General features: G+C 63.5%; 14 protein-coding genes. 5 read left to right on the forward strand and 9 right to left on the reverse strand.

All coding sequences use genetic code 11. The features are described from left to right. Window positions 1-193 precede the first annotated feature (193 nt). The 3 genes from AF337_RS36870 to AF337_RS36880 form a co-directional block, all read right to left on the reverse strand. Window positions 194-1,630, reverse strand: coding sequence for an FAD-binding oxidoreductase (locus tag AF337_RS36870; protein ID WP_049735993.1), 1,437 nt, complete (start codon window positions 1,628-1,630; stop codon window positions 194-196). 34 nt (window positions 1,631-1,664) lie between these two features. Next, entirely contained in the window at window positions 1,665-2,639 is a 975-nt protein-coding gene (locus AF337_RS36875; RefSeq protein WP_049735994.1) for an L-threonylcarbamoyladenylate synthase, read from the reverse strand. An 88-nt stretch (window positions 2,640-2,727) separates the two neighbouring features. Beyond that, entirely contained in the window at window positions 2,728-3,336 is a 609-nt protein-coding gene (locus AF337_RS36880; RefSeq protein WP_049735995.1) for a DUF6656 family protein, read from the reverse strand. Between the two features lie 409 nt (window positions 3,337-3,745). Here AF337_RS36880 and AF337_RS36885 point away from each other — a divergent pair, with 409 nt between their 5' ends. Continuing rightward, window positions 3,746-4,990: an aromatic ring-hydroxylating oxygenase subunit alpha gene (locus AF337_RS36885; protein ID WP_049736048.1), complete on the forward strand. Its 1,245-nt coding sequence runs from the start codon at window positions 3,746-3,748 to the stop codon at window positions 4,988-4,990. A gap of 169 nt (window positions 4,991-5,159) precedes the next feature. Continuing rightward, the gene (locus tag AF337_RS36890) at window positions 5,160-5,630 is read left to right on the forward strand and encodes a BA14K family protein (protein WP_049735996.1); all 471 of its coding nucleotides are present in this window, start codon (window positions 5,160-5,162) and stop codon (window positions 5,628-5,630) included. 292 nt (window positions 5,631-5,922) lie between these two features. Here the strand turns inward: AF337_RS36890 and AF337_RS36895 are convergent, their stop codons facing one another. Beyond that, on the reverse strand, window positions 5,923-6,186 hold the full coding sequence (locus AF337_RS36895) for a DUF982 domain-containing protein (RefSeq protein ID WP_049735997.1): 264 nt from the start codon (window positions 6,184-6,186) through the stop codon (window positions 5,923-5,925). Between the two features lie 245 nt (window positions 6,187-6,431). Then, entirely contained in the window at window positions 6,432-7,427 is a 996-nt protein-coding gene (locus tag AF337_RS36900; protein ID WP_049735998.1) for a transporter, read from the reverse strand. A 230-nt stretch (window positions 7,428-7,657) separates the two neighbouring features. Between AF337_RS36900 and AF337_RS36905 the strand changes: the two genes are divergently transcribed. Both AF337_RS36905 and AF337_RS36910 read left to right on the forward strand, forming a co-directional pair. Continuing rightward, entirely contained in the window at window positions 7,658-9,436 is a 1,779-nt protein-coding gene (locus AF337_RS36905) for an acyl-CoA dehydrogenase family protein (protein ID WP_049735999.1), read from the forward strand. Window positions 9,437-9,465: 29 nt separating this feature from the next. Then, the gene (locus tag AF337_RS36910) at window positions 9,466-10,221 is read left to right on the forward strand and encodes a crotonase/enoyl-CoA hydratase family protein (RefSeq protein ID WP_049736000.1); all 756 of its coding nucleotides are present in this window, start codon (window positions 9,466-9,468) and stop codon (window positions 10,219-10,221) included. Window positions 10,222-10,249: 28 nt separating this feature from the next. Here AF337_RS36910 and AF337_RS36915 read toward each other — a convergent pair whose 3' ends face one another. Together AF337_RS36915 and AF337_RS36920 are read right to left on the reverse strand one after the other, a co-directional pair. Next, window positions 10,250-11,254 carry an MBL fold metallo-hydrolase gene (locus AF337_RS36915; protein ID WP_049736001.1) on the reverse strand — a complete coding sequence of 335 codons (1,005 nt, stop codon included), beginning with the start codon at window positions 11,252-11,254 and terminating at the stop codon, window positions 10,250-10,252. A gap of 82 nt (window positions 11,255-11,336) precedes the next feature. Further along, entirely contained in the window at window positions 11,337-12,155 is an 819-nt protein-coding gene (locus tag AF337_RS36920; RefSeq protein ID WP_049736002.1) for an oxidoreductase, read from the reverse strand. A gap of 84 nt (window positions 12,156-12,239) precedes the next feature. Here AF337_RS36920 and AF337_RS36925 point away from each other — a divergent pair, with 84 nt between their 5' ends. Beyond that, window positions 12,240-12,689 carry a winged helix-turn-helix transcriptional regulator gene (locus AF337_RS36925; RefSeq protein ID WP_049736003.1) on the forward strand — a complete coding sequence of 150 codons (450 nt, stop codon included), beginning with the start codon at window positions 12,240-12,242 and terminating at the stop codon, window positions 12,687-12,689. A gap of 63 nt (window positions 12,690-12,752) precedes the next feature. Here AF337_RS36925 and AF337_RS36930 read toward each other — a convergent pair whose 3' ends face one another. Further along, window positions 12,753-14,003 (reverse strand): class I SAM-dependent RNA methyltransferase, encoded by a 1,251-nt coding sequence (locus AF337_RS36930; RefSeq protein ID WP_049736004.1) that lies wholly within the window; start codon window positions 14,001-14,003, stop codon window positions 12,753-12,755. After that, complete coding sequence (locus AF337_RS36935; protein WP_406550040.1) at window positions 14,000-14,785, reverse strand: TlyA family RNA methyltransferase; 786 nt, start codon at window positions 14,783-14,785, stop codon at window positions 14,000-14,002. The genes AF337_RS36930 and AF337_RS36935 overlap by 4 nt, the downstream gene beginning before the upstream one ends. Window positions 14,786-14,860 lie beyond the last annotated feature (75 nt).

The raw sequence follows: 14,860 nt of genomic DNA on the forward strand, positions 1-14,860 counted from the left end.
TTTGCCCCTCATCCTCTCCTCGTAAAAAACGGGGCGAGGGGACGTGCCCTGCGAGAGGTGGGCGAGGGACGGAGAGATCGCTGCATATGCCCTTCGCCCCGCAAGCGGGGGTCCGAAGGACGGGTCGAGACCCGTGGCTCGACCCCGGTCGGTGCCGGCAGGCGGATGAGGGGCGACCCCGTGACCGCCACCCTCACACCTCGAGGCTGACCACCTTTCCCGGGTTCATGATATCGGCCGGATCGAAGGCGCGCTTGATGCGGCGCATCAGCTCGATTTCGATGGCCGGGCGGATCGCCGCCAATTCGTCGCGCTTCAGCTGGCCGATGCCGTGCTCGGCCGAGATCGAGCCGCCATGGGCGAGCACCAGCTCATGCACGATGTGGTTCATTTCGCGCCAGCGGGCGATGAAGGCGGCCTTGTCGGCGCCGACCGGCTGGGAAATATTGTAATGTATATTGCCGTCGCCCATATGGCCGAAGGCGCAGATGCGGGCTCCGGGCATCGCCGCCATGACGGCTTCTTCGGCCTCGGCCATGAAATGCGGGATCCGCGACACCGGCACGGAAACATCGTGCTTGATCGAGCCGCCTTCCGGCTTCTGGGCATCCGACATGCTTTCGCGCATGTGCCAGATGGCCTTCTGCTGCGCCACCGATGCGGCAATCGCCGCATCGAGCACCAGCCCGGCCTCAAAACCCTGTTCGAGCACGCCGTTCATCATCCGCTCCGCCGTTTCGGCCGAGTCCGATGTCGAAATGTCGATCAGCACGTACCAGGGGTAGGCCGCCTCCAGCGGATCGCGCACGCCGTCGATGTGGCGGGCGGTGATTTCCACGCCGAAACGCGGCATCAGCTCGAATCCGGTGAGCGAGGCGCCGCAGAGGCTGGAGGCAAGGTTGAAGAGACCAAGCGCATCCGCCACCGAATTCAGCCCGGCGAATGCCACCTGATGGCCGAGCGGCTGGGGAAACAGCTTCAGCACCGCGCCGGTAATGATGCCGAGCGTGCCTTCGGCGCCGATGAAAAGGTCGCGCAGGTCGTAGCCGGTATTGTCCTTCTTCAGGCGGCGCAGGCCATCCCAGATCTCGCCGGTCGGCAGCACCACTTCAAGGCCGAGGCAGAGCTGGCGCATATTGCCGTAGGCCAGCACCGCCGTGCCGCCGGCATTGGTGGAGAGGTTGCCGCCGATGCGGCAGGAGCCCTCCGAGCCGAGCGACAGCGGAAACAGCCGCCCATGCGCCTCGGCCGCCTTCTGCACCTCGGCCAGAATGGCGCCGCCGTCGGCCACCAGCACGTTCGCCACCGGATCGACATCGCGGATCCGGTTCATGCGCTCGAGCGACAGGATGATATCGCATTTGCCGGCGCGTGGCGTCTGGCCGCCGACGAGACCGGTATTGCCGGTCTGCGGCACGATCGCCGTCCCGGTCTCGGTCGCCAGCTTCATGATATCGGAGACTTCCTCGACCGAGCCGGGCCTCAGCAGGAGAGGGGAGGCGCCGTGATAGAGCCCGCGGTTCTCGATCAGATGCGGTGCAAGATCGGCCTCGCCCCGAAGCGCGTATTTGTCGCCGACGATGGCTGCGAAGCGGTCGAGAAGTTCGGTGGAAATGCCGGTGCTGCTCATCGGGGTCGGTCCTTCGTCGATTTGATCAGGTCTGTCAGTCGCGCGGAGCCGCCGCCCGCTGCAGGCGATCGTTGATCGCTTCGCCGAGCCCCTCCTCGGGAATGGCTGAGAAGGCGATGCTCGACGCGCCGCTGGCATCGGCCCGCTTCATATAGTCGAAAAGATTGGCCGCCGCCTCCGCCAAGTCGCCGCGCGGGCTGAGATCGAGGACGATCCGGGCACTGTTTGTGCCGGAGACGGCCGCGCCGCCAAAGGCGATCAGCGCTTCGCCGGGTTCGACCGTCGTCGCATTGAGGCGCACCGAAGCGCCCGGCGCGTAATGCGAGGCCAGCATGCCCGGCGCTTCGATCGCCGCCGATGCCGTCTTCGCCCGGAGCAGCGGCCGGCCTGCGACCCGCTCGATCTCGCGCGCCGCCAGGCCGCCAGGGCGTAGCAGCCTCACCCGGTCACCCTCCACCTTGACGATGGTCGATTCGACACCGACGGTGCTGGGGCCCGCATCGAGAATCAACGGGACCTTCGCCCCAAGATCGGCCTCGACATGGGCCGCACTCGTCGCGCTGACGGCGCCCGACGTATTGGCACTGGGGGCGGCGAGCGGCCGCCCGAAGGCGCCGATCAGGGCGCCCGCAAAACCTTTCGGCACGCGCACGCCGACGCTGTCGAGACCGGCGGTCGCCAGCGAATGGATCGGGCTTTGCGGTTTCAGCGGCAGCACCAGGGTCAATGGCCCCGGCCAGAAGGCCGTGGCGAGCGCCCGCGAGACGGGGTCGAATTCGGCGTGCTCCTCGGCCATTTGAAGATCGGCCATATGGCAGATCAGCGGATTGAAGCGCGGCCGTCCCTTGGTCTCGTAGATGCGGGTGATCGCCGCCGGATTGGTGGCGTCGGCGGCAAGGCCGTAGACGGTCTCGGTCGGGATGGCGATGGCAAAGCCGTCGGCAAGAGCGGCTGAGGCCGCCTCGAGTGCTGCCCGCCTGTCTGCCTCTATGTCGATGATGCGTGCCATGTGCTGCCCGATGCTTTGGTCCCGGCAGTCATTAGGCTTTCCGCTGCTTGCGATCAATCGCGTTGTTGGTCTCACCCATGCGTACGCGTCACAGCTGGCGGATGATTTCGCGCAGCTGTTCGTTGCGGGCGCCGAGCAGCAGGATGTTGCGGATCGCCGCCTGCGGATCGTGGGTGCGGAAGAGCAGGCCGTTGCCGCGCACCGACCGGTCGATGCTCATCTTTTCCTGGGAGTTCTCGCCCGCCTTGATGGCGACGGCGAAATACATACGGGAATAGCCGACATCGATGCGTTCGAAGAAATTGTCGTTCTCGCCGATGTCGGAATAGAAATTGGCGATGTAGAAGGCCCAGCTGACCTCTTCGTAATGGGCGAACTTCGTCCGTGCTGCGGTGACGTGGCAATAGCCGAGATGCGGGCTGTCCTCCAGCGTCCGGTGAAAGATCATCTTCGGAAACTGGATCGAGTGGTGAAAGCCGTTGATGTGCTGATGCGTCTTCTCGCCGGCCACCTGCAGCTTGCGGCCGGTCTTTGCAGCGACTTCGTCATGGGTGAAATAGCGCTTTTCCTCGGCTAGCCAGTGCCGCCGCTCGCGGGGGATGCGGCCGGTGCGCAGAAATTCGGAATGCGCGGCAATCGGCTGCCGCTCCTGCGATCTGCTTGCATCTCTAGCGTCGAAATAACGGAGTTTGGCCATGGTTCGCGTGCTTCGTCGGTCTCGGATCATGATGAGGATAGGACCGTATGCTTAAGGCGGTGTTAAAATGGTGCGGGTTGCCGCCCGCGTGGCAGGCAGATATCGGCCCATGTCGCAAATGCGATGGCGGTCTCTATCGGGCCGCGGGCCTCTTTGTGGATCGGGTCTTTACGCCATGTCGCAATTGACGATAATTGCCGGCAGAGTCGGCCGAGGCGATCGACCGGGTCAGCGAATTTAAGCCCTGCCGCATCCTGTCGTCAATTTCGAAGCCGATGTCGCATTACAACCGAGCGGCAGAGATGCCAGGTGATTAAATGGGTCCAGGTGATTAAATGGGCGCCATGAACAATTCTCCCGAAGGAGAAGGAAGCGGGCGCGCTTCCGCCGGGTGCACGAGGACATGAAGATGGATATTCGCAACAACGTTTTGCGTCAGCTCAAGAACCGCCGTGAGGGCTTCAGCCTCGAGCGGCCATTCTACATCGACGAGGATTATTTCCAGCTCGACATGGAGATGATCTATTATCGCGACTGGCTGTTCATCGGCCATGATTGCGAGCTGCCGAAGCCGGGCGCCTATTTCACCGTCCAGATCGGCAGCTACCCCGTCGTCGTCGTCCGCGGCCGCGACAATGTCATCCGCGCCTTCCACAACAGCTGTCGCCATCGCGGCTCGCGCGTCTGCACCAAGGAGCACGGCTCCTCCGTGCGTCTGGTCTGCCCCTATCACCAGTGGACCTACGATCTCGAAGGCAAGCTCGCCTTCGCCCGCCACATGGGCGATGATTTCGACAAGACCGGCTTCAACCTGAAGCCCGTCCATTGCGAAATCGTCGCAGGCTATGTCTTCATCTGCCTTGCCGACACTGCTCCGGACTTCCAGCCGGTGCGCGACAAGATCGAGCCCTATGTCGCGCCGCACCGGATCAGCGAGAGCAAGGTCGCCTTCCAGAGCACGATCATCGAGAAGGGCAACTGGAAGCTCGTCTGGGAAAACAACCGCGAGTGCTATCACTGCGCCGCCAATCACCCCGAACTCTGCCGCACCTATCCCGAAGCCCCGAGCGTCACCGGCACGGATGGCGGCGCCGACGATCCGGAAATTGCCGGCCATTGGGCGCGCTGCGAGGCCGCCGGCCTGCCGAGCAAGTTCCAGATTTCGCCGGACGGCCAGTTCCGCACCGCCCGCATGCCGCTGATCGAGGATGCCGAGAGCTACACCATGTCGGGCAAGCCGGCCGTCAAGCGCCGGATTGCCGACGATATCGCGATTGACCGTATCGGCACCATGCTGCTCTTCCACTATCCGACGACGTGGAACCACCTGCTTGGTGACCATGCCATCTCCTTCCGGGTGCTGCCGCTCAGCGCCAACGAGACGGCGGTGACGACCAAGTGGCTCGTCCACAAGGACGCCGTCGAAGGCGTGGATTACAATCTCGAGGAACTGACCCACGTCTGGACCGAGACCAACGACCAGGACCGCCGCATCGTCGAGGAGAACGCCTTCGGCATTCACTCTCCGGCCTATGAACCCGGCCCCTATTCTTCCCTGCACGAGGGGGGCGTCATGCAGTTCCTCGAATGGTATTCGAACTTCATGGTCAACCGTCTGCAGGGTGATAAGGCCAAGATCTCTGCCGTTGCCTAACCACACTTCGGAAGAGATGGATTGAACGGGCTCCGTCCCGGTTAATGCCCGGTTCAGATCGATTTCTTTAAAAATACGAAAGCAGCCGGCCCCCCGGCCGCTTTCGGAACCATTCCGGCACGAAAGCGTTGCTGAGCAGGCGGTTACCGCTGTTGAATGGGAGAGAAGAATGTTCGGTTTGAGTAACAAGATCGCGACCGCAGTTCTGGCTGCCGCCGTCGTTCTGACAGGGTTCGTGCCGTCGCAGGCAATCCAGATGCCGACCGCCCCGCAGGTGGAAAAATCCTCCGCCGTCGAGAATGTCCAATACCGCCGCTACTATCGCCGTGATTATTACCGTCCCGGCTATCGCCCCGGCGCCTATTACCGTCCCGGCTATTACGGCGGCTATCGCGGATATTCCTACTACCGCCCGGGCTATCGTCACTATAACGGCTACTGGTACCCGCTCGCCGCCTTCGGCGCCGGCGCGGTCATCGGCGGCGCCATTGTCGCCCAGCCGCGTTATGTCGAGCCCGCGCCCCGCATGGGTTCAAGCCACGTCGCCTGGTGCGCCAACCGCTACCGCTCCTATCGCGCCTACGACAACACGTTCCAGCCCTATAACGGCCCCCGCCAGCAGTGCTATTCGCCGTATTGAGGTGAGGTGAGGCAAGCGCGACGCGAGTTGCTTCGGCGGAGGAATTGGCCGAAACATCACCCACCCTCCTTCCTCCTCGGGCTTGAGTCGAGATGACGGAGGGTGGGGGAAGCTCTGCCCCTAATTCCGTGGGATATCCGGGTCAGAAGCGCCCGTGGTCCGAGATACGATGCGCCGCGACTTTGTTGGACGGGCTTCCGTCAGCAACCGCTCATGGACCTGCGCATGCGGCGCAACGAGAGGGCGCTGGCATGAAAGCCGGTGAACCATTTCATCGTCGGCTGCGAAAAACTCAGTGAACGGCTGTTATCACCGACATGCCAGCTTCGTCGGCGGCACGGATCAGCGCTGCTCGCGCGTCGTCAGCCGGAATTTCCCCACGAATCGCATCCCGGCATGCCCTAATCGCAATGAGATATTCGTCTCCATCGTCGATCGGCCAGCCAACCGTCAGCATCTCGGCAGCCTGCACAAGGCTTGCAACAAGCTTGTATTTTTCCGGCCCACTCACAACGAGCATCAGAGGGACGAACTCTTCGGATATGCACCATTCCATGACAATTGGCCTCCCCACGGTAAATGTATTAGTAACCGTGCAAGAACCGTTCCGGGTGAGGTGGGGTACGCGCAGCGTCGCGCAATTGCGTTGTGCCGACCGTGAGTTTCGCCGAACGTAACCCCACCCTCCGTCCTCCTCGGGTCAAACCCGAGGAGGACGGAGCGTGGGGCAATCTCTGCGGCTAGAACGGTGACGTTTGCTGAATAGCAGCGGAATTGCCAACACCCACCGCACGTCTCAATTCAAAGAATATCCACCCGCCGCAGCAGCCACCAGGCAAAGGCGATCGAGGCGACGATGAGGGCGACGGCGTATTCGGTGCCGTAGTCGCCGACGGCGAAGGGCAGGTTGGCGGTGTTCATGCCGAAGAAACCGGTCACCAGGGTCGGCGGCAGCAGGAAGGCCGTCATGATCGACAGCAGATAGAGGTGGCGGTTGGTCTCGGAGGATTGCTTCGAGTCGATTTCTTCGTGCAGCAGGCGCGCCCGGTCCTGCAGCGCATAGATGTCGTGGTCGACCGTTTCCAGCCGGCTCGTCAGCCGCCGCGCCACATCGTCGAAGCCGAAGGGCATTTCGTCGTCGTCGGCGGCCGCCGCGCGGCGCATCAGCGCCAGCACCGTGCGCAGATGCCGGTGCAGCCTGACCACGGTGCGCCGCACCGGCGCCAGCCGTCGGCGTTCGTCGCGCGGCGCGTTGTCGTAGACGAAATCCTCGATCAGGTTCAGTTCATCGGTGAGCTCGATGACGATGGCGATCAGCGTGCGCTGAAACTCGATCACCAGCAGTTCGAACAGATCGACCGGCCGTGAGAATTTGCCCGGATTCTTCTCGATCAGCGCCCGCGCCCGCTCGACGCTGCGCAGCGGCTGCAGCCTGGTGGTGATGATGAAGCGGTCGGACATGGCGAAATGCAGCCAGCCGAGATTGCTGGTGTCCTCAGCGAAATCGCGCTGGCAGTCGACGAGCGTGCCGTAGAGCATCTGCTCGTCGACGGTGATGGTTGCATGCGTGTCACGCGTCGTCAGCGCCGATTTCGCATCCTCCGTCAGCCCGGTAAGGGTTTCGAGCAATGCCGGCACGCGGGCGTCGACAAGGTTGAGGTGCAGCCAGTAGAAACAATCGTCGGCGGTCAGATCCGCTACCGTCGCACTGTTATTCAGCCGCACCGCCGTCTTTTCACCCGGCGAAAAGCGGTAGGCCCAGACGAAGCCGGGTATGTTGGCGGGCAATGTATCCATTGGTCGCCGATCCTTTGCGAAGGCGATGTCGTTTTCGGAGATTTCCCCTAGAGAAACTTCATGACGTCCATTTGTGCGAGGGTGCAAGGGCCAAGCGCTGTTTCCGGTGAATTATCACATGGCAGGCCGGGAAATCGAAATTGACGTTTACGTAAAAATCAATTAGCCCTTTGCCACGGAAGGCTTTGCCCAAGGGCAGACAATGCAGGCCGGTCCCGCGGAGGAAGACAATGTACAAGGCGCCCGTCGAGGAAATCGCGTTCACGTTGAAGCACGTAGCCGGCATGGGCGAGGCGGTTTCCCAAGGGCATCTCGGCGATCTCGGCGAAGATCTGATCGACGCGATCCTCTCCGAAGCGGGACGTTTTGCCACAGAGGAGGTGGCGCCGCTCGCCGACATCGGCGACCGCCAGGGCGCCCGTCTGGAAGGGGACGAGGTCAGGCTGCCGGACGGCTGGCGCGATCTCTATCGCAATTGGATCGCCGGCGGCTGGAACGGCCTGACGGCGCCCGCAGCTTTCGGCGGCCAGGCTCTGCCGCATATGCTGAATGTCGCCGCACTGGAAATGTGGAATTCCGGTTCCATGGCCTTTGCGCTCGCCCCGACGCTGACGATGGGCGCCATCGAGGCGGTCAGCGCCCATGGCAGCGCTGCGCTGAAGGAGACATATCTGGCAAGGATGGTGTCCGGCGAATGGACCGGCACCATGAACCTGACCGAGCCGCATGCCGGCTCCGATCTCGGTGTACTGAAAGCCCGCGCCGAGCGCCGCGCCGACGGCAGCTACCGCATCTTCGGCCAGAAGATCTTCATCACCTGGGGCGAGCATGACGCGGCCGACAATATCATTCATCTGGTGCTGGCCCGCCTGCCGGATGCGCCGGCCGGCACCCGCGGCATTTCGCTCTTTCTGGTGCCGAAATTCCTGGTGAACGACGACAGCTCGCTTGGCCCCCGCAACGATCTGTTCTGCCACTCGCTCGAGCACAAGCTCGGCATCCACGGCTCGCCGACCTGCACGATGATCTATGGCGACGGCCGGTTCGGCGACGAAAAAGGTGCTGTCGGATGGCTGGTCGGCGAGGAGAACAAGGGGCTCGCCTGCATGTTCACGATGATGAACAATGCCCGTCTCGCCGTCGGCATGCAGGGCGTGGCGATCGCCGAGGCCGCCACCCAGAAGGCGCTCGCCTATGCCAGGGAGCGCACCCAGGGCAAGGCGCCCGGCTGGAGCGGGCCCGGCATGAGCCAGATCGTCGAACATCCCGATGTCATCAGGATGCTGCTGACGATGAAGGCGCTGACCCAAGGGTCGCGCGCCATCTCCTATGCCTGCGCCCATGCGATCGACATGTCCCACCGGGCAGGCGATACGAGCCGCCACTGGCAGGAACGCGCCGCGCTGCTGACGCCGATCGCCAAGTCCTTTTCCACCGACGCCGGCGTCGACGTCGCCTCGCTCGGCATTCAGGTGCATGGCGGCATGGGCTTCATCGAGGAGACCGGTGCGGCGCGTTATCTCCGCGACGCCCGGATCGCGCCGATCTACGAGGGCACCAACGGCATCCAGGCGATCGACCTCGTCACCCGCAAGCTGCCGCTCTCCGGCGGCGATCAGGTGACGGGCTTCATCGCTGAATTGAAGGAGATCGCCGACAGCGTCCGCCGCGCCAATCTCGATGGCTTCGGCGAGACCGCCGCCAGGCTCGACGCAGCGATTTCTGATCTCGAAGCGGCGACCGCCTGGCTGACGAAGATGCTGGCCGATGGCAAGGCGGCCGAGGCGCTCTCGGGTGCGACACCCTATCAGCGCCTGTTCGGCCTCGTGCTCACCGGCTGCTATCTCGCCAAGGGCGCTCTTGCCGAAAGCGGCGACGGCAGGGGCGAGGGCCGCGTCGCGCTCTGCCGCTTCGCCGCCGAAAACCTGCTGGCCGAGACCGCAGCCCTTGGCGACCGCGTGGTCAATGGCGCGGCAAGCCTTGCCGCCGCCCGCATCCTGCTCGCCTGAGGCGACCCCAAGACCTCTGAGGAGATTCCATGACCGATCACATCATCGTCGAGCAGCCTTCCGCCCATCCCGGCGTCCAGCTCATCCGCTTCAACCGGCCGGAGAAGAAGAACGCCATCACCCGTGCCATGTACCGGACAATGGCCGATGCGCTGAAGGCGGCCGATGCCGATCCCGCCATCCGCGCCATAGCCTTTCTCGGCACCGAGGGCTGCTTTTCCTCAGGCAATGATCTGAACGACTTCCTTGCCGCCGCGGTCGGCGGCGGCGGCCTGGAGCAGGAAATCCTCGATTTCCTCTATGCGCTGGTGAAGGCCGAAAAACCGGTGGTCTCCGGCGTTGACGGTCTGGCGATCGGCATCGGCTCGACCATCCATCTCCATTGTGACCTGACGATCGCCTCGAGCCGCAGCCAGTTCCGTACCCCCTTTGTCGATCTGGCGCTGGTGCCGGAGGCTGGCTCCAGTCTGGTTGCGCCGCGCCTGATGGGCCACCAGCGCGCCTTCGCCATGCTCGCGGCCGGAGAGGCCTTTTCCGCAGCGGAGGCAAAGGAGGCCGGTCTCATCTGGAAGGTGGTCGAACCCGGTGAAGTCGATGCTATGACGCTGACGACCGCCGCTCGCCTTGCCGCCAAGCCGCCGCAGGCGCTGCGTATCGCCCGCGATCTCGTCCGTGGCGACAGGGACGAGATCATCGCCCGCATCGACGAGGAGGCCGGCCATTTCTCCGCCCGTCTGAAAAGCGCCGAAGCCCGGGCCGCCTTCGAAGCCTTCATGCGCCGCTGAAGCGCTTCACATTTTTGCTGGAACTGCTTTAAACCGCCGGCACATCGAAGACCTCGCCGGCCCTCAGCGGCCGGAACCGCTCCGGGGGAATATCATGCTCGCGCATTGCATCTTGCAATGCCCTCGTCGGCGCATCGACCGCTTCATTCGTCAGTTGGAACGTCGCGAAGTGATGCCCCGCCACATAGGCCGCGTTTGCCAGCGTCATCCCGATCACCGCCTCCCGCGGATTCTGGTGCTGGCCTTGCATGAACCATCGCGGCTCATAGGCGCCGAAGGGTAGAATGGCCAGGCGAAAGCCGCCATGCTTCTGCTGTGCGGCTTTGTAATTGATGCCGTGGTGAAAGCCTGTATCGCCGACGTGATAGATCTTTCCGGCCGGAGTCGACAGAACGAACGAGGCCCAGAGCGCCATGCGGCGGTCGGTGCCGCCGCGGGCGGACCAATGATGCGCAGGTTCCGCATCGATGCTGATTCCGGCGTGCGCAATGCACTCGCCCCAGTCCATCACTGTTGTCTGTAGATCGGGCACGGCGCGGCGGATGATCGTGTCATTGCCGAGCGGCGTCACCACACGCGGCCGATGCTTCGCATGCAGCCGCCTGAGCGTTGCGATATCGAGATGATCATAATGATTGTGCGAGATCAGCACGAGATCGATCGACGGCAGATCATCGAATGCGATGCCCGGTCGGACGACGCGTTTCGGCCCGGCAAAGGTGAAGGGACTGACGCGCTCCGACCACACCGGGTCGGTGAGGATATTGAGCCCGGCGACCTGCACCAGCATGGTCGCATGCCCAACCATGGTCACCCGCAGATCGCCACCGTCGACACGTGGATCCGGCTTGACCGCCGGATATGGGCTTGGGACCGACCGTGGCCAACGCTCACGGCCACCATCGAATTGCCATCGCAGCAAATCGCGGAAACCAAGGGGCTCAATACCGTCTGGATTGAAGAAGTATGTGCCGTCGAAGTGATCGGACACCGGGCCGGTATAGTAGGGATTTCGTCTTTTGGTCTTGCGCATTCAGAATCGGTTTCCTTGGCCGAGAACAGGGTGACTTTAAGCGTGTCGGCTCGAAATCTGAATCCTGTCCTCGATTAAAGACTCAAGCCGAGGCCGGAAACTCGTTGACCTTGCGCAAGAGGCTGTCGACCAGCCGCTCCGGCAGGTAGCGACGAAGCGAGCGGACCTGGCGTGACTGCTTGCCGGCGGAATAGCGCAGCTTCGGCTTCTTGGCTGTTGCGGCTTTGACGACCATGTCGGCGACGACCTGCGGCGCGTCGCCCGTTTCCACCCATTTGCGCATCAGCGCTTCGCTACGGGTCCGCTCCGACGCATAGACCGGAAGAGGTTGGTCTGCGCGTGTCAGGTTTTCCTCGAAAGATGTTCTGGTGACGCCGGGTTGGACGAGAATGACACGAATGCCGAAGTTGCGCACTTCGTGATCGAGCGATTCCGAATAGCCCTCGAGCGCATGTTTGGTTGCGGCATAGAAGGCGTTGTAGGGGGATGGGATAAGTCCCAGGATTGAGCTCATGTTGACGATCCGGCCGCTCTTCTGCTTGCGCATGACCGGCAGCACGGCATTGACGACGCGGGCGACACCGAAAAGGTTGACGTCGAAAAGCCGCTGGGCCTGGTCGATCGATGATTCTTCGGCGCCGCCGAGCAGGCCGATCCCGGCATTGTTGACGACAAGATCGATCCGGCCGGCCTGTTGCAGGATCTCGGCAATGGCAGCCTCCACCGATGCTTGATCCGTCACGTCGCAGATCAGCATCGTTATCCCGGGCCTGTTGGCGACTGGTTTGCGGCTTGTTCCATAGACGCGATAGCCGGCCTTCACCAGCGATTGGGCCGTGACAAGGCCAATGCCGGAGGACGCACCGGTGACCAGCGCAACGTTTCTGCTTTTGTCGATCATACTGTCCGCTTTCAAAGGGTGGATCATTGTTGGCCGATCTGTTACTATCTTTTCGATATCGTGTCACTATCGAAAAGATACCTAATGAAAAAAAATCCGATTCCGCAGTGCCCGGTCGCCCGCGGCCTTCAATCCGTCGGCGATGCCTGGAGCATTCTGGTCTTGCGCGACGCCCATACCGGCCTTACCCGCTTCGACCAGTTCAGGAAGAGCCTCGGCATCGTGCCGACCATGCTCACCAAGCGCCTCAAGGCGCTGACGGATGACGGCCTGCTGGAAAAGCGCCTCTATTCCGAGCGGCCGCCCCGCGAGGAGTACGTGCTGACGGAAGCAGGCCGGGATTTCCTGCCGGTGCTGATGATGATCGGGGCGTGGGCGCACCGCCATTGCGATGGCGAACTCGCCCGCTATGTCGATGTCGAAACGGGCTTGGAGATCGAGCCGATCGCCATCGATGGCGTCAGCGGTGCGAAACTTGGAACGCGGGCAATTCGGCTGAATGTGGGTGCGGAGCGCGAATCCGGCACGCAATAAGGATGCTTGAGGGCATCGCGCCCTCGGCATTGATATGGACGGGGTGAGTCGGCGGGCGGCCGACTATTTCTCCAGCGTCGCCACCACCTCGACATGCGAGGTCCAGAGGAACTGGTCGATCGGCGTCACGCCGGTGATCCGGTAACCGCCCTCGACGAGGATTGCGAGGTCGCGCGCCAGCGTCAGCGGATTGCAGCTGACGGCGGCGATCTTCTTCACCGCGGAGCGGGCAAGCTCCTTGCACTGGAACTCCGCACCGGCGCGCGGCGGATCGAAGACGACGGCATCATAGGGCTTGAACTCCTGCGTCATCAAGGGGCGGCGGAAGAGATCGCGCTTTTCGATGCTGACCGGCTTCAGCCCCTGCGTGTTGCGGGCGGCGTGGTCGAGGGCGGCAAGCGCCTTTGCCTCGGCTTCGACAGCATGCACGCGGCCGATCCGCGCCAGCCGCAGCGAAAATGTGCCGGCGCCGGCAAAAAGATCGGCGATCCGTTTGGCCTTGCCGGCATGGGCAAGCACCAGCTCGGCCATCGCCTCTTCCGCCGGCTTTGTCGCCTGGGCAAAGCCGCCCGGCGGAGGCGAGACCTGGACGCCGCCGAAATCGATCAGCGGCTTCGACGGCTCGATGAGGATTTCGCCGTTCAAAGAAACACGGGCAATGCCGCGCAGGCTGAGCACGATCTCCACCGCCTTGCGCCGCTGCGCATCGGAGAGTTTTTTCACCTCGTCGACCGCGATATCGAGGCCGGACAGCGTTTCCAGCACGGAAACGCGGAAGGGTTCGGCGTTGGTCGCGAGTGCCGCGGCAATCGCCCGTATCGCCGGCAGCCGGGCGACGATCCCCGCCGACGAGATCGGACATTCCTCGATCGCGACGATATGATGGCTTTCGGCCTGGTTGAAACCGATCAGCATGTCCTTCTCGGTCTTGCGCGCCGCAAATACCACGCGCCGGCGCTCGCCCGGCCGGGCCGGCACGATCTCGCCGACCTCAGGCGTCAGCCCCTTCGATCGCAGCGCATCGATGACCAGCTGGCGCTTGAAGGCGCGATAAGGGCTATCGGCCATATGCTGCAGCGTGCAGCCGCCGCAGGTGCCGTTGACGCCATCCGGGCCGAAATGCCGGCAGGGCGGCTCCTGCCGGTCGGGCGAGGCTGTCGTGATCGACATGATCGTGCCCTGGCTTTTGACGCGGGCGATGGCGACGGTTTCCCCCGGCAGCGAGAAGGGCACATAGACAGGCCCGCCGGCGCTGCCGGCAATGCCGTCGCCCTGGGCGCCGAGTTTTTCGATCGTGACGGTTTCGGTGCTCACGGTTTCAATCCTGCCAGAAGATATTCCTGATTGCCGTCGCCGCCGGCAATCGGGGAGGGGATGAGGCCGAGGCTGTTCCAGCCCATGTCCTCGGTGAACCAGCGCGCGAGTTGCGCAGCGACGGCGGGCGCAGACGAGGGATCCTTCAGCAGCCCGCCCTTGCCGATCGCCTCGCGCCCCGCCTCGAACTGCGGTTTGACCAGGAGCACGGCGACCGCACCCGCTTCGGCGATGTCGAGAGCCGGCGCCAGCGCCAGCTTCAGCGAGATGAAGGAGACGTCGGAGACGATGAATGTGGCGGGCTCGCCGATATCGTCTGCCGTCAGGTTGCGGGCGTTGAGGCCTTCCTTGTTGGTCACCCGCGGATCGGCTGCAATGCGCGGATGCATCTGCCCATGGCCGACATCGATCGCCGTCACATGCCGAGCGCCGCGCTGCAGCAGCACCTCGGTGAAGCCGCCGGTGGACGCGCCGATATCGAGACAGTGATGGCCGGCCGGATCGAGCCGGAAATGCTCGAGGGCGCTAGCAAGCTTCAGCGCCGCACGCGAGACATAGTCCTGCGCCGGATCGTCGATCTCGATGGCAGCGTCGTCGACGACGAGCGCGCCGGCCTTCGTCACCACCAGGCCGGCGATCCTGACGGTGCCGCGCTGCACGGCGTCGCGGGCTCGCGAGCGGCTGGCGAAGAGACCGCGGGAGACAAGAAGTTGGTCGAGGCGTTGGCTGTTTTGATCGGACATCGGCTGTGAATGACCGGCAAAGCCGCCGGTTGCAAGCATTTTGTTCCAGACAGCGTCATTGACCCTCTAAAGCTTTCGGCGATAATCCTGCGGCGGCGATGACGGGGCGGGCCG

Source organism: Rhizobium ecuadorense (assembly GCF_001187535.1).
Taxonomy (GTDB): domain Bacteria; phylum Pseudomonadota; class Alphaproteobacteria; order Rhizobiales; family Rhizobiaceae; genus Rhizobium; species Rhizobium ecuadorense.

Bases quoted from the DNA above. Each gene is read 5' to 3' on its own strand.
- AF337_RS36870 (WP_049735993.1), bottom strand. From the start codon at position 1,630: ATGAGCAGCACCGGCATTTCCACCGAACTTCTCGACCGCTTCGCAGCC.
- AF337_RS36875 (WP_049735994.1), bottom strand. From the start codon at position 2,639: ATGGCACGCATCATCGACATAGAGGCAGACAGGCGGGCAGCACTCGAG.
- AF337_RS36880 (WP_049735995.1), bottom strand. From the start codon at position 3,336: ATGGCCAAACTCCGTTATTTCGACGCTAGAGATGCAAGCAGATCGCAG.
- AF337_RS36885 (WP_049736048.1), top strand. From the start codon at position 3,746: ATGGATATTCGCAACAACGTTTTGCGTCAGCTCAAGAACCGCCGTGAG.
- AF337_RS36890 (WP_049735996.1), top strand. From the start codon at position 5,160: ATGTTCGGTTTGAGTAACAAGATCGCGACCGCAGTTCTGGCTGCCGCC.
- AF337_RS36895 (WP_049735997.1), bottom strand. From the start codon at position 6,186: ATGGAATGGTGCATATCCGAAGAGTTCGTCCCTCTGATGCTCGTTGTG.
- AF337_RS36900 (WP_049735998.1), bottom strand. From the start codon at position 7,427: ATGGATACATTGCCCGCCAACATACCCGGCTTCGTCTGGGCCTACCGC.
- AF337_RS36905 (WP_049735999.1), top strand. From the start codon at position 7,658: ATGTACAAGGCGCCCGTCGAGGAAATCGCGTTCACGTTGAAGCACGTA.
- AF337_RS36910 (WP_049736000.1), top strand. From the start codon at position 9,466: ATGACCGATCACATCATCGTCGAGCAGCCTTCCGCCCATCCCGGCGTC.
- AF337_RS36915 (WP_049736001.1), bottom strand. From the start codon at position 11,254: ATGCGCAAGACCAAAAGACGAAATCCCTACTATACCGGCCCGGTGTCC.
- AF337_RS36920 (WP_049736002.1), bottom strand. From the start codon at position 12,155: ATGATCGACAAAAGCAGAAACGTTGCGCTGGTCACCGGTGCGTCCTCC.
- AF337_RS36925 (WP_049736003.1), top strand. From the start codon at position 12,240: ATGAAAAAAAATCCGATTCCGCAGTGCCCGGTCGCCCGCGGCCTTCAA.
- AF337_RS36935 (WP_406550040.1), bottom strand. From the start codon at position 14,785: ATGCTTGCAACCGGCGGCTTTGCCGGTCATTCACAGCCGATGTCCGAT.